This is a genomic window from Pseudomonas sp. SDO5271_S396, assembly GCF_054071795.1.
Map to the genome: position 1 here is coordinate 42,792 of NZ_JBSVWB010000009.1, position 20,880 is coordinate 63,671.

Sequence of the window (20,880 nt, forward strand, 5' to 3'; positions counted from 1 at the left end):
GCAGCGCTGACTCAATCATTCATGGGGTCCACCGTGGCGTGTGCGCTACCCATCGAGGCTAGCGCACGCGACGTGCATCAGAACACCAGTACCAACGTCGTGTAGGCATTCACGGAACTGTCCCTGCGTGGCGCGAACGTCGGGTTGTCGGTGTGGATCAAAGCGGTTTGCAGATAGATCCCGCGGCTCACCCGGTAGGCATAGGACACCGAAATGTTCGTCGAGGCATCCGCATAATCCAGGCCTGCGTCCCCGGCGTTGCGTCGTGCGTAGCGGCTATATTCGTTTTTTGACGCGCCAATGGCAAACAAGTCGTAGGGCCGGGACTCAAACGGCCCCAGGTTATACAGCGAACCGCCGAACGCCCCGGGCAGATAATTGACGTTGTCCCGGCCTTCGTTGATATAGGCGTTCACATACCAGCCTTTGTACGGCAGCGATGAGCTGGGTTGGGTCAATTGCAGGTCGCCCACGATGTAAGCGCCGTGATTGGTGGTTTTCTCGCCCGGCTCGTCCAGTCGGGCGTATTGCGAGTTGTTGTACACGACGCCGCCGCGCAGCCAGATTTTCTTCTGGTCGGGCCCGGCCTCGACGCGGTACCCGACTTCGTCGATCACCACTGCCCGGGCATCTTTGGTATTGAAGCGCAGGCCGGACCGATTGTCGTCGGCGTCGGGAAACAGGCCGGCAGGGCTGATGCTGCGGGCCACGCCAATGTGATTGTAAAAACGCTTGTCTTCGGAGTAGAGGCGAATGTCCAGCGCCGGAGAGGGCTTGAAGCCCTGGGCACCGGTTTGTGCCAGAAGTCCGCTGCTTGGGCCCAGCGTCGAGGCGGCGATGTTATTGCCCAACAGCGTGCCGTAGAACTGGCCCGCCAGGCTGAAATAACCAACCTGCACGATCACCCGATCATCGTAGAAAGGCACGCGCGCGGACAATTGGCTGATGAATCCCTCGCGCAACCCGTCGCCACGAAAGCTGCTGTAGGCGAACGATCCCCCCAGGGTGAACAGCGACCCTGCGGGAAGCCCGTACCGTCCCAGGTCGTGGTTGATCAGCAGGCTGCCGGTCGAGGTGGACGAGGGCCGTTGGCCGCTGTACACCTGGGTTTCGCGGTCGTGGCTTTTGAGGTCGTAGGTCAGGCCCGTGGTCAGGATGAGCTGCGCGTTCCACCCCGAGTTGAACAGGGTTTCGCGAAACCCGCCCAGTTCCGGGGCAATCGATTCGCAGTTGGACGGGAAGGGCGACTCGGACCCCCGGTAGTTGTATTGATCGTATTTCGCACAGTTGGGCGCCGCCGGGGCTGCCACCTCCTCAGCGCGAACGGTCTGCCCGAGCAGCAACAGCGCTGTCAGGGACGCCAGAAGGGTGCGCGAGCCCGGCGTGAACCCGCCCTTGAGCGCGTCAGGTTGTTGCTGTGAGACGAAGGATGAATGCGCGATGAGGTCGTTCATCTGATTTCCTTTATTTTTGTTTGAAGTGGAAAGTGGGCAAGTGCGTTGATCGTGTTATTGCGCTTCGCCTGGGACCGCAGCGGTCACGACGATTTCTACCTTGATCTCCGGCATTGCCAGCCGCGCCTCTACCGTGGCCCGTGGCGGTGCATGGCCGGCTGATACCCATTCGTCCCAGGCGGCGTTCATCTCTGCGAAGTCGGTGATGTCGGCCAGGAAGATCTCGGCCCTCAGCACCTGGGTCTTGTCCGTGCCCGCGCGGGCCAGCAGGGTGTCGATCGCCTGCAACACCTGGGTTGTCTGGCCACGTACATCGGCACTCATGTCGGAGGGAATCTGGCCGGCCAGGTAGGCGACGCCGTTGTGCACAGCAACCTGGGAAATACGTGGGCCAACATCGAAGCGTTGAAGGTAAGTCATAGCGGTTCTCTCGGTGAATAAAGGAGCAACGAATCTTTACTGCGCCCGCGGCAGGGCTCGCCCGTCCCTTGAGGGTGGGCGGCCTGGGTGCGGGTGATACGTGTGGAGGGCTAGTTGCGCCAGACCTGCTCGGCCAGTCGCAGCCAGTTGCCGCCGAACACGGCGGCCAGTTCGGCGTCGGCCATGCCGGCTCTGCTCAGCTCATCGGCCAGCGCGGGTAGCTCGTCCGGCGCCATCATCTTCATGCCGGCCCCGTAGCCGAGGTGGGGCGGGAATTTGTCCGGGTTCGCCGCGAGGTAAGCATCGATCTCCTCGCTGTCGTGCATGAAGTCCAATCCGAGGCCGACGTGTTCGGGCCCGACCAACCCGGCCACGTACAGTACGTGCCGCGCCACATTGGCGGGGGATGCGTCGTTGTCGCCAAGGAACAGGCCGATGCCGTTGATACCGATGACGCCGCCGCGCGCGGCGCATGCGCGAATCAGTTCGTCAGGAATATTGCGCGGGTGCGCGTGCAGTGCGCGCGGGTTCGAATGGGAAAAGATCAGCGGCGCAGGCGAGGCATCGATGGCCTCGCGAGCCGTGCGGTAGCCGGTGTGCGAGCAGCAGCCGAGCATGCCGACACGCGCCATTTCTTCCAGCATTGCACGACCGAACGCGCTCAAGCCGGGGTCATCGTCCTGGCAACCGCCGCCGGCCCGGTTGTTCTGGTTGTAGGCCAACAGCATCCAACGCACACCCAGGTCGCTGTACAGCTCGATCAGGCTGAGCTGGTCGCCGATCGCATTGGCTCCTTCGATGTCGAAACCCACCGCCAGTTGCCCGGCGGCCCGGGCCGCGTGGATATCGGCCACCGAGTGGATCAGCCGGTAGTGCGTCGGACGCGCCGCCAGCCAGGCACGAAACGTGGCAAGCATGCGCAGATGGGCCTCGATGGCGTCATCACCAAAGCCGACGTTGAGCATCACGACATCGGTGCCGGCGCGGCGATGCCATTCGAGCTGGTCCAGGAAACTGACGTCGTGGGGTGTGAGGGGCATGCAGGCATGGTTGTCCCAGACCAGCATCGACGAGAGCCGCGAAGGTGGTGTGGGGGCGCGGGTGTTCATCCTCAGTCTCTCCGTTCGAATGACAGGTGGCGGGTACGCAGTGTATCGATGACGAACCCGGTGACGCGGTCGTCGTTGCGTTCAACGTTGAGCACGCCGCGCAGGGACAATGCCGGGATCGACGACACCAGGCCGAAGACGTCCGTACCGAAGGCCTCCAGGTGCAATACCGAATCGCCCAGCGCACCGTGAACGACCAGGTTCAGGGTCTCGCCGTCGAAGCGGATGTCGGCGTTCGCGTCCAGGTCGGTGCAGTGATACGGGCCGATCAGCGTTGCGCCAACGTGCGCCAGCGCAGGCACCTCGGACGGGAGACGTTCAAATGCCGAAACGTGGCCGGCCTCACTGAACTGCAGTGATTCGGGTGCTTCGTCCAGGCCTTCCAATTGCGCGATCGGCACGATCAGTGGGCCGGCGGCGAGCGCCTGAAAACCGATGCTCAGCGTATCGCCGGTGTCTGTCAGGGGGATTGCCGGCGTATTCAGAAAGCTCAGGCCCAGCATGCCGCCAACGTCCGCGAAACCGATCACGTGACCGCTGTGTCTTGATTGGTAGCGAGTTCCTGGCAGCGTGGGGAAGCGTGCTGTCGCAGCCTTCTGGGCGTGTGCTCCGAGGGCATCGCCGAGCAGGACATCGACGATCTGGTTGGCCAGCTCGATGGGATTGGCCAGTGCGCCATTGGTCATGATGATCACATCCAGCGCATGACTCGGCACGCTCAGCATCTGCGCGGCGCCACCGATCACGCCGCCGGCATGGTGGATCACCTCGACGCCACGGTAGTCGTGGCGCATCAGCCCGAGGGCGTAGGGGAAGGCGCTGCCGTCGTTCAGCCGTGAAAGCGTGGTCATCTGCGCCCAGGTCGTCGCGTTGCCGACGGTGTGCGGGTGACGCAGATGCGCCAGCCATTTCAGCATGTCATCCACGGTTGAGATGATTGCGCCTTCGCCGAGGATTTCTTCGCTGGGGAAAATGCCACGTGCCCAGCCTCCGTCGGGCCGGGGCAGGTGCAGTGTCGCCATGCCGGAATGGATCTGCAGGTCGCTCGGCACCGAGGCGGTGTCCAGCAGGCCCAGCGGCACAAAGATGCGTTCCTGCAAGAACTGCTCGAAGGGCATGCCGCTGGTTCGCGTGATCACCTGTGAGAGCAAGTGATAGCCGCCATTGCAATACAGGCTGGATTCACCCGGCGCGAAGTTGGCCGCTGTCTGGCGTCGCAGGGTTGCCAACGCGGTTCCGATGGGTTGTATCGCCATGCCGCTGGCGATGAAGCCCAGGTCCAGGTGGCAACGATAGCCGCCGGTATGCGCCATCAATTGGCGCAGGCTGGGTTCGGCTGCCAGGGCAGGCAATTCGGGGAGGTAGCGGCGCACGCCGGCATCGGGGTCGAGCTTCCCGTCCTCGGCGAGCAGCAGCACGGCCAGACAGGTGAATTGCTTGCTGGTGGAGCCGATGCGCAGGCGCGTCCCCGGCGTATTTGCGACGCCTTGTTCCACGCTGGCCAAGCCGAAGCCTCGGCGGTAGAGCGTCTTGCCATGCTGCGCGACGCCAACGACCAGACCTGGCGCATCGCCGCGGTTGAATGGCTGGAAAAGCGCATCCAGTGCGGCGATGCCCGTGTTGGCTGGGATGGTCTGGGCGTCTGCAACGTTCATGACAGTCCTCTTGAGCAGCAACGTATGCTGGGTAGTGCGATGGATGCTAGCAACAATATTTCCGTTTTGGAATATAAATTTCCATATGGTGATAATTGGTGTGGCTTTTTACTTGGGGGAATGGAACCTGCCTGCTACAGTGCACGCCATGAAAATGACCGATCCCACCCCCGATACCCGTAACAATAACCCCGGCGCCACGATCCGAGCGCTGCGCCGCAGTGCGGACATGACGCTGGCCGAGCTGAGCGCCAGGACCGGACTGGCTGCTTCCACGTTGTCGAAGCTGGAGGCGGGGCACCTGTCCTTGTCGTTCGACAAGCTCGCGGCCATCAGTCGCGGCCTGGGCGTGGACATGACCGAGCTGCTCGGCAGCCCGGCCCAGGCTCCCGCACCGGCGCCGGTGAGCATTGGTCGCCGCGTCCTGTCGCGTGCCGGCGAAGGCATGCAGGTGGACACCCGCAGCTACAGCCAGACCTACCTGGCCACGGAGTTGCTGCACAAGAAAATGACGCCGATGGTCGTCGAGGTGCATGCCCGGACCATGGAGGAATTTCTGGCGGAGTTCGGCGATCTGATTCGCCACCCCGGCGAGGAATTCGTCTACATCATCGAGGGCGAAGTGGAGTTCTGCACCGATCTTTATGCGCCTGTGCGCCTGTATGCAGGGGATTCGCTGTACTTCGACAGCGAGATGGGGCATGCCTATCTCAAGGCCAGTGACGCACCTTGCCGCATCGTTGCGGCGGCCGCGCCGCGCGGGAGCGTGGAGCCGATGATCGAGACGTTTGTGTCGATTTCGGAGAAGAACGGTGGGGCCGCCGGCGCGTCTGTGGAGGGAGCGAAGCCACGGCGCGCACCACGAACGAAGTAATCGCTACTTTGGAAAATTAATTTCCAAATATGCAAAATTATTTCGTATAGTCCACCTTTCCCAATCTTCTGGAGGTGGCAGTGATGAGTCAAGTCAGGGATGTTGATTTTGTGGTGATCGGCGCCGGCATCGCCGGGGCGTCGGCAGCGGCGCACCTGGCGGCGCATGGCTCGGTGCTGCTGTTCGAGACCGAAGACCATCCCGGCTATCACTCCACCGGTCGCTCTGCGGCACTCTTCTCCGAAATTTATGGCAACGCCGTCGTGCGTCGCCTGACCCGCGCCAGCCGCGATTTTCTGTTCGAGCCTCCGGCCGGGTTTGCCGCAGGGCCCTTGGTGACGCCACGGGATGTGCTGTTCTTCGGCACGCCCGATCAGTTGGACCTTCTCGAACAGTTCCGTCAGGACCCCGATGTGGCAGCCAGGACGCAGGTGCTGTCGCCCTCGCAAGTGCATGAACTCGTGCCGGCGTTCCGTGAGGGCTACCTGGGCGGCGCCGTGCTGGAAACGGGCTCGGCGGATATCGACGTCGACGCGCTGCATCAAGGTTTCCTGCGCCAGGCCCGTGCCCAGGGCGCGGAGATTCTGACGGCCTCGCGCATTGAGAAGCTGGTCTATGTCGACGGGCGCTGGCGCGTGAATACCCACAGCGGCAGTTTCCGCGCGCCCGTGGTGGTCAATGCCGCGGGTGCCTGGGGCGACGAGGTGGCACGCAGTGCCGGTGTTGCACCGCTTGGCTTGCAACCCAAGCGCCGCACGGCGGCGCTCGTCGATGTGCCCGCCGGTCTGGATGCCGCGCGCTGGCCGGCGGCAATTGCGATCGACGAGCAGTTTTACTTCAAGCCGGACGCCGGGCTGTTGCTGATCTCGCCCGCCGACGAAACCGACTCGCCGCCTTGCGATGCACAACCGGAGGAATTGGACGTGGCCATTGCCGTGGACCGTTTCGAGCAAGCGACCGGGGCCCAGGTGCGCCGTGTATCGAACAGTTGGGCCGGTTTGCGCGTGTTCAGCCCGGACCGTACGCCGGTGGCGGGTTTCGACCCGGTTGCCAAGGGCTTCTTCTGGCTGGTCGGGCAGGGTGGCTATGGCATCCAGACCGCAGCGGCGCTGGGGCGCTTGACGGCGGCGTTATGCGTCGACGGCGAACTGCCCCAGGACCTCATCGATATCGGGCTGCAAGCGCAGATGCTCGCGCCGGCCCGCTTGGGTACCCACAACAATAATTAACCTGGAAAAGGACACTGACATGACCCTGGATTTCGCCCGCGCCATCACGGACCTCACCGACAGCCGCGAGGTAACCGGCGCCTCTTTCGCTTTTTGGGACGGCAATCAGATGCACCAGTGCGTCGGCGGTCTGCGTAATAGCGTGACCGGCGACCCGGTGACGCTCGACACACTGATGCACATCGGTTCGATCACCAAAGTGCTGAACGCTGCATTGTTCATGCAGTTGGTCGATGACGGTCTGATCGGTCTCGACGATCCTGTCGCCCGACATCTGCCCGAGTTGCGCCTGGGCGATGCGCAGGCGCTGCCCGATATCACCTGCCGGATGCTGATCAACCACACCAACGGCATCGACTATGACTGCCCGGCGTACCGGGATTTCGATGAACAGTGCATTGTCAATGCGATCGAGGATTGTGCCTCCAAACTGCAACTGCACCCGCCGGGCGAGGCCACCGCCTATTCGAACATCGGCACGGTCATCGCGGGCTATATCGCCCAGAAGCTGCGGGGCGAGGGCTGGTACAGCCTGATCAAGTCGCGCATTTTCGAGCCCCTGGGCCTTAAGCATTCGCTGGCGGATATCACTGAACTGCCAAGGTTTCGTGTCAGCGTCGGCGATCAGGTCGATGAGGCCGGCAAGCTCGTACAAAGTACCAAGCCATTCCTGCCCCTGAGCTTTGCCCCGGCGGGCGCCACGGTGATGATGACCGCCGCGGACCTGGTGACCTTCGCCCGCGCGATGATCAATGGCGGCGTGGGCGTCAACGGCGTGCGCATTTTGTCCGACGCCAGCGCGTCGCTGATGACGCAGGAGACCACCGGATTCATTTCGCCCCACACCTGGCGCATCGGCCTGGGCTGGATGATCTTGTCCGGCGGCGTGCTGTTTCACGGTGGTGGCGGTCCGGGCGTCAACTCCGTGCTGTACGCGCACCCGGCGAGCGGCAAGGCCTTTGCGCTGCTGACCAACTGTTCGAAGTACGGCGCGTTCGACGCGACGCTCATCGACCCGATTCTGGCCAGTTGGGGCTCGATCAGCGAACCCTTGGTGCCGATTGAGGAGGCGGTGGACACGACGCCCTATGAGGGGCATTTCGAGAACCAGCTGTTCCGGTTTGAAATCTACCGTGAGGGTCGCGAATTGTTCGCCAGAATGGTCGCTCGGCAAGACCTGTATGAGACCGACAATGCCAATGCGCCGGTCTTTCAACTGAAGCTCGCGGGCGAGCATCTTTTCCAGATGAGCATGAACGGCGTGGCGCATCCGTTTCCACTGGCGTTCGTCAACCCGGATGCCAGCGGCAAGATGCAGCGTTTGGGCGCGATGGTCAGGATTTTCAACCGCGTGGCCTGAACGCCGGCCAGGAAGAGCGCCCGCTGAAGCGCCATTGAACCTCGTGTTTCGGGACAGATTATGCAGAACGATTTTCGCGGCCATCGGTCGTTCATTGAAGCCGAGCAACTGACCCGGGCGTGGTTGCGCCCGGGGAGTGGCGAAGCTTCCAGTTTGAGCCAATTGAGTGTCAGCCCGGACGGCGCCACGACGGTCGCCACGGCGGTGGTGTGCGAGGCGCTCCAGGGCCATCCGTCGACGCGGATCGCGCTGGTCGACCTCGACTCGGGTGCGCTCGAGGTCATCACCAGCGGTCCGCGCTCGGACAGCAGCCCGCAATGGTCGCCGGATGGCGGTTCGATTGCCTACCTGTCAGACCGCGAGCAGGCGTATGTGAACCACCTGCGCTTCTTTGACCTGGACGGTCGAACCGACCGTGCCGGCCCGCCGCTCGACGGCTTTGTCGAGTCGCTGGCCTGGTCGGCGGATGGTAAAACGCTGCTGGTCTGCATTGCGGGTTTTGGCTCCGATCTTGCGGGCGCGCAGGGCGCCTTCGCGGTCAGCCTGGACCGTGACGCGCAAGCAGGCTGGACGCCCACGGTCGAAGGTGCGCCGGAGGCAACACCCTGGCGCAGTGCGTGGCTCTGTGAGGTGGCGACGGGGCATGTGCGGCGGATCAGCTTGCCCGGCGTGAATGTCTGGCAGGCGAGCTGGGCGGGGCCCGACCACATGGTCGCGATCTGTTCGGACCAGCCGGAGGAGACGTGGTGGTACACGGCTGATGTGCGCATGATCGCGATCGAAGATGGCCAGTCCCGAACCCTGTTCAAGCCCCGTGACCAGCTCAATGGCGTGGTCGCCACGCCGTCGGGGAGCACCGTTGCGGTGATCGAAGCGGTCTGCTCGGATCGCAACCTGGTCGCAGGCGACCTGCGCTTGATCGACGTCGCGAGCGGCGAAGTGACCCAGGCGGCGACGCTGGGGGCCGATGTCACGCAGGTGCTCTGGCGTGACGAACACACGCTGCTCTTCGGCTCGGCGCAAGGACCTGATTATGTCGCCGGCCTGTTCGAGCGGCAGACTGGCGTGGCCCGCGAGTTGTGGCGTGAAAGCGAGCGCCAGCCGAGCGGCTTGATCTTTCCGGAGATCGCGCCGCTGGGTGGCCGTGCCGAGGATTTTCTGTGTCTGGTGGAGTCCTTCTCGCACGCGCCCCAACTGGTCGCATTTGAAGGGGGCACAGAGCGTGTCATCCGCCGCTTCGGCAGCGCCGAGCTGGATGCCAGCATCCATGGGCTTGGCGCAACGGCGCGCGACTTCGTGTGGACGGCCCCCGACGGGCTGACACTCCATGGCTGGCTCATCACCCCCGCTGGCCCGGGCCCGCATCCGCTGATCCTGCATGTGCATGGCGGGCCGGTGTGGCACGTTCGTCCGCAATACCTGGGGCGTTCTGCGCTGCAATTCGTCGCGCTTGCCGAAGGCTATGCGCTGTTCCTGCCCAACCCGCGCGGGTCGAGCGGACGCGGCCAGGCGTTTGCCCGGCTGGTGTTCGGCGACATGGGCGGGCGCGACACCTATGACTATCTGTCAGGCCTGGATGCGCTGGAGGCTCGGAGGGTGATCGACCCCACACGGATTGCGGTCATGGGCACCAGCTACGGAGGCTATATTGCCTCCTGGCTGATTACCCAGGATCAGCGGTTCGCCGCCGCCGTGCCGATTGCGCCGGTGACCCACTGGGTCAGCCAGCACCTGACCTGCAACGTGCCGACCTTCTGCGAGTTGTTCCTCAGCGACAAGCTGGGTGACCCGTTGGGCCAGTACTTTACGCGCAGCCCGATCCACTACGCTGAGCGGGTCAAGACCCCGACGCTGAATGTGTGTGGCGCACTCGACAAGATCACGCCCGCGAGCCAGGCCCTGGAGTTTCACCGCGCGTTGCAGGGCAGTACCGAAGTGGAGAGTGTGTTGCTGACTTACCCGCAGGAAGGCCATGGCATCCGCGCGATGCCGGCGATCTTCGACTTCACCGCGCGAGTCATGGCATGGTTGGAAAAACACATGCCTGACAGGAGATCACGCAATTGACAGCACTGGAAAAACAACTGGGTTTTCTGCGGGAAATCGACCGCTTGAAGAGTGTTGTCCGGCAGTCGCCACTGCTCGACAAAAGCCGCAAGGAAAACTCCGCCGAGCACTCGTGGCACCTGGCGATGTACGCCCTGATCCTGAGTGAATATGCCAATGGAACCGTGGATGTGAATCGCGTCATCCGCATGCTGTTGTTGCATGACATCGTCGAGATCGACGTGGGCGACTTCCCCATTCATGGCGGCGCTTCGACTCAGGTACAGCAGGCCCTGGAAGCCGAAGCGGCGCAGCGCTTGTTTGGCCAGCTGCCGTCGCCCCAGGGCGATGGGTTCATCGGGTTATGGCAGGAGTTCGAGCAGGGGCAGACAGATGATGCGGCGTTCGCCAAGGCGCTTGATCGCTTTCAGCCGTTGCTGATCAATGTATTCACCGAGGGCGGGACCTGGACCGAGAGCGATGTTTCCCTCGAACAGGTGGTGGCTCGCTATGGCCCGGTCATCCAGAAAGGCGCGCCGGCGCTGTGGACGTTGTGCGAGCAGTGGGTCGCCCGGCATTTCTCGGCAACCCCGACACAGCCGCACCGGTAACGAGTATTCCCGGGGGCGCGCGGCCACCAGAAACGCCGTGCTGAAGCGCTCGCTCAACCGGCGGGGAAGAACAGCGAAAACCGAATGGTGCCCACCGCCGGCTGGTCCACGCTGGCTTCACCGCCGTGCAGTTGCATGATCGCCGCAACAATCGCCAGGCCCAGGCCGTGGGAGTCGGACTGCTGATGACGGGAAGCGTCACCGCGGTAAAACCGGTCGAACAGTTTGTGCAGGGTCGCTTCGCTCAGCCCGGGCCCCTGGTTCTGCACGTCGATCCTGCACCCACCGCTCACTGCCTGCGTTTGCATGAGGATCTCGCTGCCTTCATGGGCATAGCGAATGGCATTCGCCACCAGGTTGCTCAGCGCGCGGCGCAGCAAAACCGGGTCGGCGCTGACACGGCTATCGCCATGGATGCGCAGGTGCATCTGGCGTTCTTCGGCAAGGCCTTCGAAGTATCCGGCGACGCGCTGCAACTCATCGCCCATGGACAACGGCTGGCGCTGAAGCACCGATTGCGTCTCGTCGGCACGGGCGAGGAACAGAATGCTTTCGACGATTCGCGAAATGCGCTCCAGCTCTTCGAGGTTCGAGGCCAGCAGTGCCTGATATTCGTCCTGGGTCCGCGACTGGCGCAGCGCGACCTGGCAATGCCCCATCAGTGAGCCCACCGGCGTGCGGATTTCATGCGCCAGGTCGGCGGAAAACTGCGTCAGGCGTTGATAGCCGTTGGCGAGCCGGTCGAGCATGGCGTTATAGGCCTCGCTCAGTTGTTGCAGCTCCACTGGGGTATCTGCGCTGTCCATGCGGCTGTCGAGCCGCTTGGGCGTGATGTTTGCCGCATGCGCCGCCAGGTTGCGCAACGGGCGCAGGCCACGCCGCAACAGGATGTAGCCGAGCAGCGCGGTGACCACGAATGCCAGGCTCACCGCCAGGTAGATCCGCTGACGGAAGTTTTCCAGCATGGCCATTTCCTTGACCATGATGTGGGCGGCGGTGAGGCGCACTTCGCGACCGCCGGAGGTGGTTTGTACGGTCGCGGCGCGCAGGGGCACGCCGGACGCGGTGACGCCGCTGCGCAAATCGTGGCTGCTGAGTGGCGCATCGGCGTTTATCACCGGCAGGTCAGGCAATACCGCATTCAGTGGGTTGACCAGGATCACGGGCGGTTGGCCGGGTTCGCCAATGATGAAAATGTCGTCTTCGCTGTCGAGCATGTTCTTGAAGATCTGCGGGCTGTCGCGCAGCTTGTCCAGTGCCAGCTCGTAGTGCAGCAGTTTGCGAAAATGGTCCAGGCGCCCCATCACGGCGTGGTCGGTGTTCATCAGCACCGAGGCTTTCATCGACGCGTACAGATAAAACCCGGCGCCCGCCACGGCGAGCATCGCCACCAGCGAGAAGGCCAGCGTCGAGCGCAGGGTCAGGGACGGGGGGCGTCGGGGCCGCATGACCTTGCCTCGCATACATAACCGATGCCGCGCACCGTATGGATCAGTTTGACCGGGTAGGGCAGGTCGACTTTGCTGCGCAGGCGCTTGACCGCCACGTCGACCACGTTGGTGTCGCTGTCGAAGTTCATGTCCCAGACTTCCGAAGCGATCTGCGCACGGGACAACACATCTCCTTCGCGGCGTACGAACAGATGCAGCAAGGCGAACTCCTTGTTGGTCAGCACGATCACGTGTTGCTGGCGCGTAACGCGCCGACGCACCAGGTCCAGTTCCAGGTCGGCCAGGTGAAAGTGATCGGGTTCGCGCACCACCCCGCGACGCAGAATGGTGCGAATGCGCAGCAGCAGTTCGGTGAAGGAAAATGGCTTGACCAGATAGTCGTCAGCGCCCAGTTCCAGGCCGCGAATACGGTCGGGCAATTGGTCACGGGCGGTGAGAAACAGCACCGGCACGTCCTGGCGTGCGCGCAACAATTCGATGATCTGGAAACCATCGATGCCGGGCAGCATGACGTCCAGCACGATCAGGTCGTAGGCGGTTTCCAGTGCCATGTGCAGGCCGTCGGCGCCGTGTTGCGCCCAATCGACGTTATAGCCGGACTCGCCAAGGCCCTTTTTCAGGTACTCGCCGGTTTTGGTGTCGTCTTCGATGAGCAAAATATGCATTCAGGGCCGCTCGGGGTTCACTGTCTGGTTCCAACTGCCCGGCCTCGATTCCGCGCAAGCCGCCGGGTGTGCAGTGTAACGGGCCGTGGACGGTGTGTCGGTTACATTTCTGTCATTCGCCGGATGGGCGGCCCGATGACAAAAATGTCATCGGGGGGTCATCGTGGAGGCCCGGTCGGGGTTGGAGGATGTGGGCACCCAAACCCGTGAGGAATCGTTCACATGAAGTTGAAGACTGCTCTGTCCACCACCCTGGGCGTACTGATTGCCGGCGCTGCGGTGCTTGCGACTGCCGCCGATATGCCCGTGATCAAGCCGCTGCGCGGGGTGGTTGAAAGTGTCGATAACCATACGCTGAACTTCACCACCCGCAACGGCGCGCACCAAAACATCGCGTTGACCGACAAGACCGGTGTCGTACGGGTGTCCAAGGCGGCCGTCGAGTCGATCAAGGCTGACAGTTTTGTCGGCTCGGCGGCGGTCCCGCAGTCCGACGGCACCCTTAAAGCCCTGGAAGTCACGGTGTTCGAGTCCAGCCTCAAGGGCAGCGGCGAAGGGCATTACGGCTGGCAGAACGCGGACGGCAGCACCGGCACCATGACCAATGGCACGGTGGGCAAGCTGTCCAACGCCAATGGCCGTACGCTGACCGTCAACTACAAGGGGGGCGAGAAGCAACTGGTGGTGCCGGATGACGTGCCGATTGCCTATGTCGAGCCCGGCAAAGCCGATGAGTTGGTCAAAGGCGCAAAAATCGTGGTGTTCCCGGCGCAGGACGGCAGCGCCCGTGGTGTTGCGGTGGGTAAAGACGGCTTCCAGCCACCGATGTAACGCGACTTTGCGGCGGCAACCAGGCCTGCACGGCCTGGTTGCAGCGGTTCTGGCGCGAGGGGGCGCGAGATGAAAAAGACTCCGATCCATGCCTGGCCTGTGCGCCTCACGCATTGGCTTAACGCTGTTTGCATGGTCTGCATGTTCATGAGCGGCTGGGCGATTTACAACGCTTCGCCGTTGTTTGCCTTCCGGTTTCCGGCGGCATTGACCGTCGGCGGCTGGCTGGGCGGTTCGCTGGCCTGGCACTTTGCGTTCATGTGGTTGCTGGTCATCAACGCCAGCCTTTATGGCCTGTACGGCCTGTTCAGCCGGCATTTCCGGCGGGACTTTCTGCCCATTACCCTCCCGGCGCTCAAGCGTGACTTGAATGACGCCGTGCATTTTCGGCTGACGCACGAGAAGGGCGTCTACAACGCTGTGCAACGCCTGATGTACGGGTTGGTGCTGGCGGCGGGCGCGTTGGTGGTGGTCTCCGGGGTGGCGATCTGGAAGCCCATTCAGTTGCAGGCACTGGTCGCGCTGCTGGGCGGTTATGACATTGCGCGTTATGTGCACTTTGCGGCGATGGCGGCCATCGGGGCGTTTGTCGTGGTGCATCTGGCGTTGGTATTGCTGGTGCCGAAGACCCTGTTGCCGATGATCACCGGCGGCACACGGCCGCTTTCTGACGGGAAACACCTTCATGATTGAACCCAGAAAACGCAGGATCCAGCTCGAGCCTGCCCAGCGGCTGCAACTGGAGAGCATCCAGCGCCGGCATTTTCTGCGCGGCGGGCTGACTGTCGGAGCGATGGCCATGTTGAGCGGGTGCAACCTGCAAGACGGCGACCAGGTGGACAAGGTGCTGTGGGCCATGTCGCGCTGGAACGACCGGGTCCAGGCCTGGCTGTTCAGCGGGCAGAAACTGGCCCCGACCTATACCCAGGCGCAAATGACCACGCCTTTTCCGTTCAACGCATTTTACGGGCAGGACGATATTCCGGACCTCGACGTGTCGGACTACGCGCTGGCCGTGTCCGGCCTGGTACGTGACAAGGCGCCCTGGACCCTCGACGGTTTGCGCAAGCTGCCGCAGCGCACCGACATCACGCGGCTGATCTGCGTGGAGGGCTGGAGCGCCATCGGGCAGTGGGGCGGGGTGCCGTTGAAGACGTTTCTGGAGCACATCGGCGCCGATACCACCGCCAAATTCGTCGGTTTCAAATGCGCCGATCGTTACTACTCCAGCCTGGACATGCCCACCGCGTTGCATCCCCAGACCTTATTGGCGCTGGATTTCGGTGAAGTCGCCCTGCCGCCGGAGTATGGCTACCCGTTGCGGGTGCGGGTGCCGACCAAGCTGGGGTTCAAGAACCCCAAGCATGTCGTCGAGATTTATATCGGCAACGATAATCCGGGAGGCTACTGGGAGGATCAGGGCTACAACTGGTTCAGCGGGATCTGAAGCCCGTTGCGATCAGCCGGCAGGGCGATGGCACTTCGCTTGACGCCATACCTGCCGGCAGATAGATTTTTGCGATGAAAAAATCCTCCAGTACCTTCAACGACATTCTTGATTGCACGCGTTCACTCATCATCTCGGGTGGATACAACGGTTTCAGTTATGCGGATATCTCCGAGTTCGTGGGGATTCGCAAAGCCAGCATCCATCATCATTTCCCCACCAAGGCCGACCTAGTTCGCATTCTGGTGGAGCGTTACCGCAAGGAGGCCGAGGCCGGGATCGCGGCAATGGAGCGGCATTTTCCCGATCCCGCCGACCAAATGCGCAATTACATCGGTTACTGGCTGGCCTGTGTCGGTGACGTGACGAAAGGCTACTGTGTGTGCGCCTTGCTCGCGACCCAGATCCCGGTGCTGCCTCAGGAGATCGCGCTGGAGGTGAGGGCGCATTTCCGCACGCTGTCGGCCTGGATCACGTCTGTGCTGGAGCGCGGGGCCCGGCAAGGGCAATTCACGCTCGCGAGCGATGCGCGTGCCGAAGCCGAGATATTCATGGCCACCGTCCACGGCGCCATGCTGTCTGCCCGGGCCTATGGCGACGCATCCATGTTCGGGGCGATCACCCAGCCACTGTTGCACAGGCTGCTTACCCCTCCTCAGGCGTGAAGCCTTCCACACGTTGACGCTGGCGCACACGCCGGCGTGCGATCTCGTTTCGGGATGTCTGCAGGGGCGCGCGCTCGATGTCGATGGCGACCCAGGTGAGCGTGATGGCCGCCGGGGACAAGACCGTGACCGAGGTGGTCGATGCGCATTCGAACGGAACCCCATAGATATAGCCGCTCGCGCAGCGGCCAGAGCCCTCGATAGGCGCCGCCCGGGTAATCATCTGTTCAACGATGGCTGCCTGGGGCATCGACGGTTGCGCGGGAAGCTGGGTCCTCAACAATTCCGCGAAGTCCGAAGAGGGAGTGAGCTTGCGCGGGATGCAATCGGCGCCCGTTGCATGAAGCAACGGCGTGCAGGCAGAAATACTGTTCATGACCACGGTCCTGTCGAAGTCTGCGGTAGCGGCACTCACTGTCTACCAACTGGTAGGTTTTTTCAAGGCGATGGGCGATGATAGGTTTTTTGCTTGAGCGAACCGAGGAGAACCCCATGCAGCCAACCGCATCATCGGACCTGGAAGCGCGCCTGCGCATCGTTGAAGACAAGCTCGCCATTTATGAACTCATCGCGTCCCATCCGCCCAGTGCCGATACGGGGCACGCGGACTACACCCGGTCGGTCTACCAGCCAGACGGCGTGTTCGACCGCGGTCCGACGCTGGACGGCGCACAGGGGGCGAAGGACATCGCCGCCTTTATCCTGAGGCCCGAGCATGAAGCCGCCATTCGCGGCGGGTTGGCGCACTTTGCCGGGCTGCCGCTGATCGACCTGCGCGGGGACAGTGCCATCGTGACCTCCTACCTGATGATCGTGCACCTCGATGACCAAGGCCCTGCGCGCGAATTGCCCAATCACGGCGTTTCCACCGGCTACCGCATTCACCGTGCCGTGGTGAACCGCTGGGAACTGGAGCGACAAGACCAACGCTGGACCATCGCCCGACGCACGCTACTGCCCGTCAATGGCGCGGATATCCAGCGCGAATTGCTGCGTAGCGGGTTGGATGGCCTGCATTTCCATGACTCGCTCAGTGCTACGGCGGCGTCGAGCGCTGATGGCAAGCAACGCTGACGAACTCTTCGGCCAGGGCGGAACGTGCCGCGCCGCGCATCCATACCATGCCGACCTGCCTTGAGGGGCAAGGTGGTGGCAGCGGCCAGCGGCGCAGGCGCGGGTCCTGCCCGCCGATCACGGGCCAATCCGGCAGCACCGATACCCCAAAGCCTTCAGCTACCAGTTGGGCAATGTGCTCGATGCCGTCGAGTTCGAACTGGACTTTCGGGCTGACGCCCTTGGCGTTCAGGTAGTCATGGGCCATTCGGCCTGCCACCACATGGCGGTCGTAGCGAATGAACGGCTGACTGGCCGCGACTGCCAACACATCGTCGACCGGCATGGTGGCCGGTGTGAGCAGGATCAAGGGCTCCTCGCGCATGGGCTGCCAGGCGCAGCTCTTGGGCAAGTCGAACGAGGGGTGTACCAGAATGGCGGCATCCAGTTCGCCACGGGTGATTCTCTCCAGCAGCAAGGCCGAGGTGCCGGGTTCGATATAGATGGCGACATCCGGATGCGCCTGGTTCCAGTCGCGCAGGCAGTGCGGCAGCAACCCCATCAGGGCTGTCGGCGTGGCGCCCAGGCGCAAGGGACCGGCGGGCAGTCGGGTGTCGGACGCGGCGGAATACAAGTCGCGCACGTCCCTGAGCAGATCCCGCGAACGTTCAAGGATGCGCGTACCCACCGTGGTCGGTTTTACGGTGCGACCCGAACGCTGTAACAGCCTCACGCCGAACTCTTGCTCCAGTGCGCGTATTTGTTGCGTCACGGTGGTAGGTGCCAGATCCAGCCGGCGAGCGGCTTCGGCAATCGACCCGGCCTCGACCACCGTGACAAAGCTTTGCAGGAAGTGAGTGTCCATAAACCACGCTTTTTACGTTTTATGACGATGTTAAACCCCGCTTTTTCAGATATCAGAAGCGGCGCACAGTGTCCACACCAACAACAAAAGCTGCTCGAAGGAGACATGCTGTGCCCATTATCAAATCCATCGAAGTCTGTGCTGCCAGCGTACCCCTGGATAAAGTCACCTCGTTCTCCAGTCGTACCGTGACCAACCGCCATTACGGCCTGGTCAAGGTGCGCAGTGCGGACGGCATTGAAGGCATTGGTTTCTGCTATGTCGGCAGTGCGGCCGGTGAGCTGTTCCGCGTGGCCGTGGAGCAATTGCTCGGCCCGATTCTGATCGGCAAGGACTCACTCGCCGTCGAGGGCTTGTGGAAAGACATGTACCAGGAAGCCTTGCTGCAAGGGCGCATGGGTACCGTCATGCGTGCCTTGAGTGCGCTGGATATCGCCTTGTGGGATATGAACGCCAAGCACGCCGGCCTGCCGCTGCACAAATTCCTCGGCGCGGTAGAAAACGACACGGTGGCTGCGTACGCCAGCGGCGGCTATTACGTCGAAGGCAAGACCGCCGGGATGCTCGGCGAGGAAATGGCCGGTTTCGTGGAGCTGGGTTTCAACGCCGTCAAAATGAAAACCGGACGTTTGTCGCCCGCCGGTGAAGAAGCCCGCGTGAAAGCCGCACGCGAGGCCATCGGCGATGACGTGGAACTGATGCTGGACTGCAACAACGGCTGGATCGATACGGTGCAGGCCATGCAGTACCTAAGCCGATTTGAACAGTACAACCCGTACTTCATCGAAGAACCGTTCAGCCCGGACGACATCGAAAGCCACGCCCGTCTGGCCAGGCTGACGCGCATTCCCGTGGCCACCGCTGAGATCGGCTATGGCCGCTGGTACCACAAGCAACTGCTGGACATGGGCGGCGCCGCCATCCTGCAAACCGATGCGGCAGTGTGTGGCGGTATCACCGAGTTCAAGCGTATCGCTGCGCTGGCGGCAGGCTACGGCATCCAGGTGTGCCCGCACTGGTTCCATGACATCCACGCACCGCTGGTGGCGGCCACGCCTAACGCGCGTTACGTGGAGTTTTTCTGGGATGACCAGGTGCTGAACTTCCGCCGGCTGGTGGACCGTCAGCTGGAACACGAAAAGGGCCGCGTGGTGCTGCACCAGACCCCCGGGCTGGGCTTCGGTTTCGAAGAGAAGGAAGTCACGCGGTTCGGACGCTGGTCAACGGTGTCCTGACCCATCGAAGCGAACCTGCGTCGGCTGCCTGCCCGACGCAGGACGCTGTCTTTGCAGTACCGCTACAAGAGCCGAACACAATAAACATAATCGAGTCTCGGAGTCTGTATGCAACAGCCTAATGAAGAGAGGGTGATGCGCAAGATTTTCTGGCGCCTGATCCCGCTGCTGATGGTGCTTTACATCATTTCTTATATCGACCGTATCAACGTAGGGTTTGCCGCCCTGACGATGAACGCGGACATTGGTCTTTCGGCCTATGCGTACGGGCTGGGGGCCGGTATTTTTTTCGTCGGTTATTGCCTGTTCGAAGTGCCCAGCAACCTGTTTCTGATGCGCTTCGGCGCGCGGCGCTGGATCGCGCGCATCCTGTTTACCTGGGGCGTGCTTTCCTGTGCGATGGCCCTGGTCCAGGGGCAAACCAGCTTCCTGATCATTCGCTTTCTGCTGGGGGTGGCCGAGGCCGGTTTTTTCCCGGGCGTGGTGCTCTATCTGACCCTCTGGTTCCCGGCGCGGTACCGCGCACGCATCATCGCGACGTTCAGTCTCGCCATACCGCTGGCCATTGCCGTCGGTGCACCGCTGTCGACCACGCTTTTACAGCTGGATGGCGCGTTGGGTTTCAAAGGTTGGCAATGGCTGTTCGTACTGGAGGGATTACCCGCGGTCATCGGCGCTGTTTTCGTGCTGCGTTTGCTGACCGATCGACCGGAGCAGGCGCGTTGGTTGGCACCGCAGGAGCAAGCCTGGCTCACCCGGGAACTGGCGAAGGACGGCGAGGGCGCGCGGCATGAAAGTGTGCACAGCTTGCGCCAGGCGTTTTTGAACCCGGCGCTGCTGGTGCTGGCGGGCATTTACTTTTGCGCCATCAGTGCCAACCTCGGCCTGTCTTTTTTCCTTCCGCAAATCATCAAGAACCAAGGCTTCGAAACCTGGCAGGTGGGCTTGATCACCTCGATCCCTTACATCGCCGGCTGTATCGGCATGATCGTCATCGGCCAATTGTCTGACCGCTTCGCCGAGCGCAGAGGTTTTCTCGCCCTGTCGATGTTGCTGGCCTGCGCCGGCCTGGCACTCGCCGGTTATCTGGTGGCGTCGTCCTGGTCGATCGTCGCGCTGTGTGTGGCGGCCATCGGCATTCTGGGCTGCAAAGGCCCGTTCTGGGCGATCCCTCCCATGTACCTGAGCGGCACTGCGATGGCAGGGGGCATTGCCTTCATCAATGCCATCGGCAACCTCGGCGGTTTTGCGGGCCCCTACATCGTGGGCAGTTTCAAACACGGTTCGGACAGTTTTGCCAGTGGCTTGTATGCCCTGGCCGTGCTGGCCGGGCTGGCGATGTTGATGACCTTGATCCGGGTGCGCGGCCGTCCGGCGCGCGTGGAGCCCGACCCGCGGCTCGCCGCGCCCGAGCAGGCGTGACATGCCTTCTATTCAGTGGAGTCTGACAATGCTTAAACGAATCGATCCTCTCCTCAGTCCGGAATTGCTCTTTGTGTTGCGGTCGATGGGACACGGCGACGACATCGCCATCGTCGACCGAAATTTTCCGGCGGCCTCGGTGGCTGCCCATACCGTGCATGGCAGTGCGATTCGTATCCATGCGTCCGCCCCGGAAGTGGCGGCCGCCATTGCCTCGGTGATGCCGATTGACGAAGTGCCCGAATTTCCGATCCGCCGAATGGGCGTGCGCAACGAACCGGACAACATCCCGGCGGTGCAGCAGTTGATGCTGGAGGCGTTCAACCAGGCGAACGATCGCGCAGTCGCGTTCACGGCGGTGCCGTGGGGGCCTTTCGACGATGAGGCCAAGCGCGCCTATGCGGTGGTGTCGACCAGCGAGGGGCGTGGCTACGGCTGCCTGCTGATTCGCAAGGGTGTGATTTTTTCTTGAAGCATCGACGGTCATG

The 20,880-nt window shown here is 62.7% G+C and carries 21 protein-coding genes; 13 read left to right on the forward strand and 8 right to left on the reverse strand.

Annotation, left to right across the window (positions count from 1 at the left end; all coding sequences use genetic code 11):
• Positions 1-77: 77 nt before the first annotated feature.
• From ACW9IN_RS09350 to ACW9IN_RS09365, 4 genes are all read right to left on the reverse strand, one after another.
• A complete protein-coding gene (locus tag ACW9IN_RS09350) occupies positions 78-1,454 on the reverse strand; it encodes a carbohydrate porin (RefSeq protein ID WP_457365617.1) in 1,377 nt (458 codons plus the stop codon).
• A gap of 54 nt (positions 1,455-1,508) precedes the next feature.
• A complete protein-coding gene (locus tag ACW9IN_RS09355) occupies positions 1,509-1,874 on the reverse strand; it encodes a RidA family protein (protein ID WP_457365618.1) in 366 nt (121 codons plus the stop codon).
• Positions 1,875-1,984: 110 nt separating this feature from the next.
• On the reverse strand, positions 1,985-2,983 hold the full coding sequence (locus ACW9IN_RS09360) for a dipeptidase (RefSeq protein ID WP_457365619.1): 999 nt from the start codon (positions 2,981-2,983) through the stop codon (positions 1,985-1,987).
• A 2-nt stretch (positions 2,984-2,985) separates the two neighbouring features.
• Positions 2,986-4,638 (reverse strand): serine hydrolase domain-containing protein, encoded by a 1,653-nt coding sequence (locus tag ACW9IN_RS09365; RefSeq protein WP_457365620.1) that lies wholly within the window; start codon positions 4,636-4,638, stop codon positions 2,986-2,988.
• Positions 4,639-4,786: 148 nt separating this feature from the next.
• On the opposite strand from ACW9IN_RS09365, the gene ACW9IN_RS09370 reads away from it, so the two are divergent.
• The 5 genes from ACW9IN_RS09370 (at position 4,787) to ACW9IN_RS09390 (ending at position 10,758) form a co-directional block, all read left to right on the forward strand.
• Positions 4,787-5,512 (forward strand): helix-turn-helix domain-containing protein, encoded by a 726-nt coding sequence (locus ACW9IN_RS09370; protein ID WP_457365621.1) that lies wholly within the window; start codon positions 4,787-4,789, stop codon positions 5,510-5,512.
• An 83-nt stretch (positions 5,513-5,595) separates the two neighbouring features.
• Positions 5,596-6,741, forward strand: coding sequence for an NAD(P)/FAD-dependent oxidoreductase (locus ACW9IN_RS09375; RefSeq protein ID WP_457365622.1), 1,146 nt, complete (start codon positions 5,596-5,598; stop codon positions 6,739-6,741).
• Positions 6,742-6,760: 19 nt separating this feature from the next.
• Positions 6,761-8,101 carry a serine hydrolase domain-containing protein gene (locus ACW9IN_RS09380; protein ID WP_457365623.1) on the forward strand — a complete coding sequence of 447 codons (1,341 nt, stop codon included), beginning with the start codon at positions 6,761-6,763 and terminating at the stop codon, positions 8,099-8,101.
• A gap of 60 nt (positions 8,102-8,161) precedes the next feature.
• Positions 8,162-10,168: a S9 family peptidase gene (locus ACW9IN_RS09385; RefSeq protein ID WP_457365624.1), complete on the forward strand. Its 2,007-nt coding sequence runs from the start codon at positions 8,162-8,164 to the stop codon at positions 10,166-10,168.
• Positions 10,165-10,758: an HD domain-containing protein gene (locus ACW9IN_RS09390; RefSeq protein ID WP_457365625.1), complete on the forward strand. Its 594-nt coding sequence runs from the start codon at positions 10,165-10,167 to the stop codon at positions 10,756-10,758. Before ACW9IN_RS09385 ends, ACW9IN_RS09390 begins: the two co-directional genes overlap by 4 nt.
• A gap of 53 nt (positions 10,759-10,811) precedes the next feature.
• Here ACW9IN_RS09390 and ACW9IN_RS09395 read toward each other — a convergent pair whose 3' ends face one another.
• Positions 10,812-12,206, reverse strand: coding sequence for a heavy metal sensor histidine kinase (locus ACW9IN_RS09395; protein ID WP_457365626.1), 1,395 nt, complete (start codon positions 12,204-12,206; stop codon positions 10,812-10,814).
• Positions 12,179-12,874 carry a heavy metal response regulator transcription factor gene (locus ACW9IN_RS09400; RefSeq protein ID WP_457365627.1) on the reverse strand — a complete coding sequence of 232 codons (696 nt, stop codon included), beginning with the start codon at positions 12,872-12,874 and terminating at the stop codon, positions 12,179-12,181. The genes ACW9IN_RS09395 and ACW9IN_RS09400 overlap by 28 nt, the downstream gene beginning before the upstream one ends.
• Positions 12,875-13,102: 228 nt before the next feature.
• Between ACW9IN_RS09400 and ACW9IN_RS09405 the strand changes: the two genes are divergently transcribed.
• From ACW9IN_RS09405 to ACW9IN_RS09420, 4 genes are all read left to right on the forward strand, one after another.
• The gene (locus tag ACW9IN_RS09405; RefSeq protein ID WP_457365721.1) at positions 13,103-13,705 is read left to right on the forward strand and encodes a hypothetical protein; all 603 of its coding nucleotides are present in this window, start codon (positions 13,103-13,105) and stop codon (positions 13,703-13,705) included.
• A gap of 69 nt (positions 13,706-13,774) precedes the next feature.
• Entirely contained in the window at positions 13,775-14,398 is a 624-nt protein-coding gene (locus ACW9IN_RS09410; protein ID WP_457365628.1) for a cytochrome b/b6 domain-containing protein, read from the forward strand.
• Positions 14,391-15,152, forward strand: a complete 762-nt coding sequence (locus ACW9IN_RS09415) for a molybdopterin-dependent oxidoreductase (RefSeq protein ID WP_457365629.1) — start codon at positions 14,391-14,393, stop codon at positions 15,150-15,152. The genes ACW9IN_RS09410 and ACW9IN_RS09415 overlap by 8 nt, the downstream gene beginning before the upstream one ends.
• A 74-nt stretch (positions 15,153-15,226) precedes the next feature.
• Complete coding sequence (locus ACW9IN_RS09420) at positions 15,227-15,817, forward strand: TetR/AcrR family transcriptional regulator (RefSeq protein ID WP_457365630.1); 591 nt, start codon at positions 15,227-15,229, stop codon at positions 15,815-15,817.
• Here ACW9IN_RS09420 and ACW9IN_RS09425 read toward each other — a convergent pair.
• On the reverse strand, positions 15,798-16,193 hold the full coding sequence (locus ACW9IN_RS09425; RefSeq protein ID WP_457365631.1) for a hypothetical protein: 396 nt from the start codon (positions 16,191-16,193) through the stop codon (positions 15,798-15,800). The genes ACW9IN_RS09420 and ACW9IN_RS09425 overlap by 20 nt on opposite strands.
• Before the next feature lie 116 nt (positions 16,194-16,309).
• Here ACW9IN_RS09425 and ACW9IN_RS09430 point away from each other — a divergent pair, with 116 nt between their 5' ends.
• Positions 16,310-16,891 carry a nuclear transport factor 2 family protein gene (locus tag ACW9IN_RS09430; protein ID WP_457365632.1) on the forward strand — a complete coding sequence of 194 codons (582 nt, stop codon included), beginning with the start codon at positions 16,310-16,312 and terminating at the stop codon, positions 16,889-16,891.
• Here the strand turns inward: ACW9IN_RS09430 and ACW9IN_RS09435 are convergent.
• The gene (locus ACW9IN_RS09435; protein WP_457365633.1) at positions 16,854-17,735 is read right to left on the reverse strand and encodes a LysR family transcriptional regulator; all 882 of its coding nucleotides are present in this window, start codon (positions 17,733-17,735) and stop codon (positions 16,854-16,856) included. The genes ACW9IN_RS09430 and ACW9IN_RS09435 overlap by 38 nt on opposite strands.
• 110 nt (positions 17,736-17,845) lie before the next feature.
• On the opposite strand from ACW9IN_RS09435, the gene ACW9IN_RS09440 reads away from it, so the two are divergent.
• The 3 genes from ACW9IN_RS09440 to ACW9IN_RS09450 all read left to right on the forward strand — a co-directional run bounded on the left by ACW9IN_RS09440 (position 17,846) and on the right by ACW9IN_RS09450 (position 20,864).
• Positions 17,846-18,970: a mandelate racemase/muconate lactonizing enzyme family protein gene (locus ACW9IN_RS09440; protein ID WP_457365634.1), complete on the forward strand. Its 1,125-nt coding sequence runs from the start codon at positions 17,846-17,848 to the stop codon at positions 18,968-18,970.
• A gap of 108 nt (positions 18,971-19,078) precedes the next feature.
• Positions 19,079-20,392, forward strand: coding sequence for an MFS transporter (locus ACW9IN_RS09445; RefSeq protein ID WP_457365635.1), 1,314 nt, complete (start codon positions 19,079-19,081; stop codon positions 20,390-20,392).
• A gap of 28 nt (positions 20,393-20,420) precedes the next feature.
• On the forward strand, positions 20,421-20,864 hold the full coding sequence (locus ACW9IN_RS09450; protein ID WP_457365636.1) for an RbsD/FucU family protein: 444 nt from the start codon (positions 20,421-20,423) through the stop codon (positions 20,862-20,864).
• Positions 20,865-20,880 lie beyond the last annotated feature (16 nt).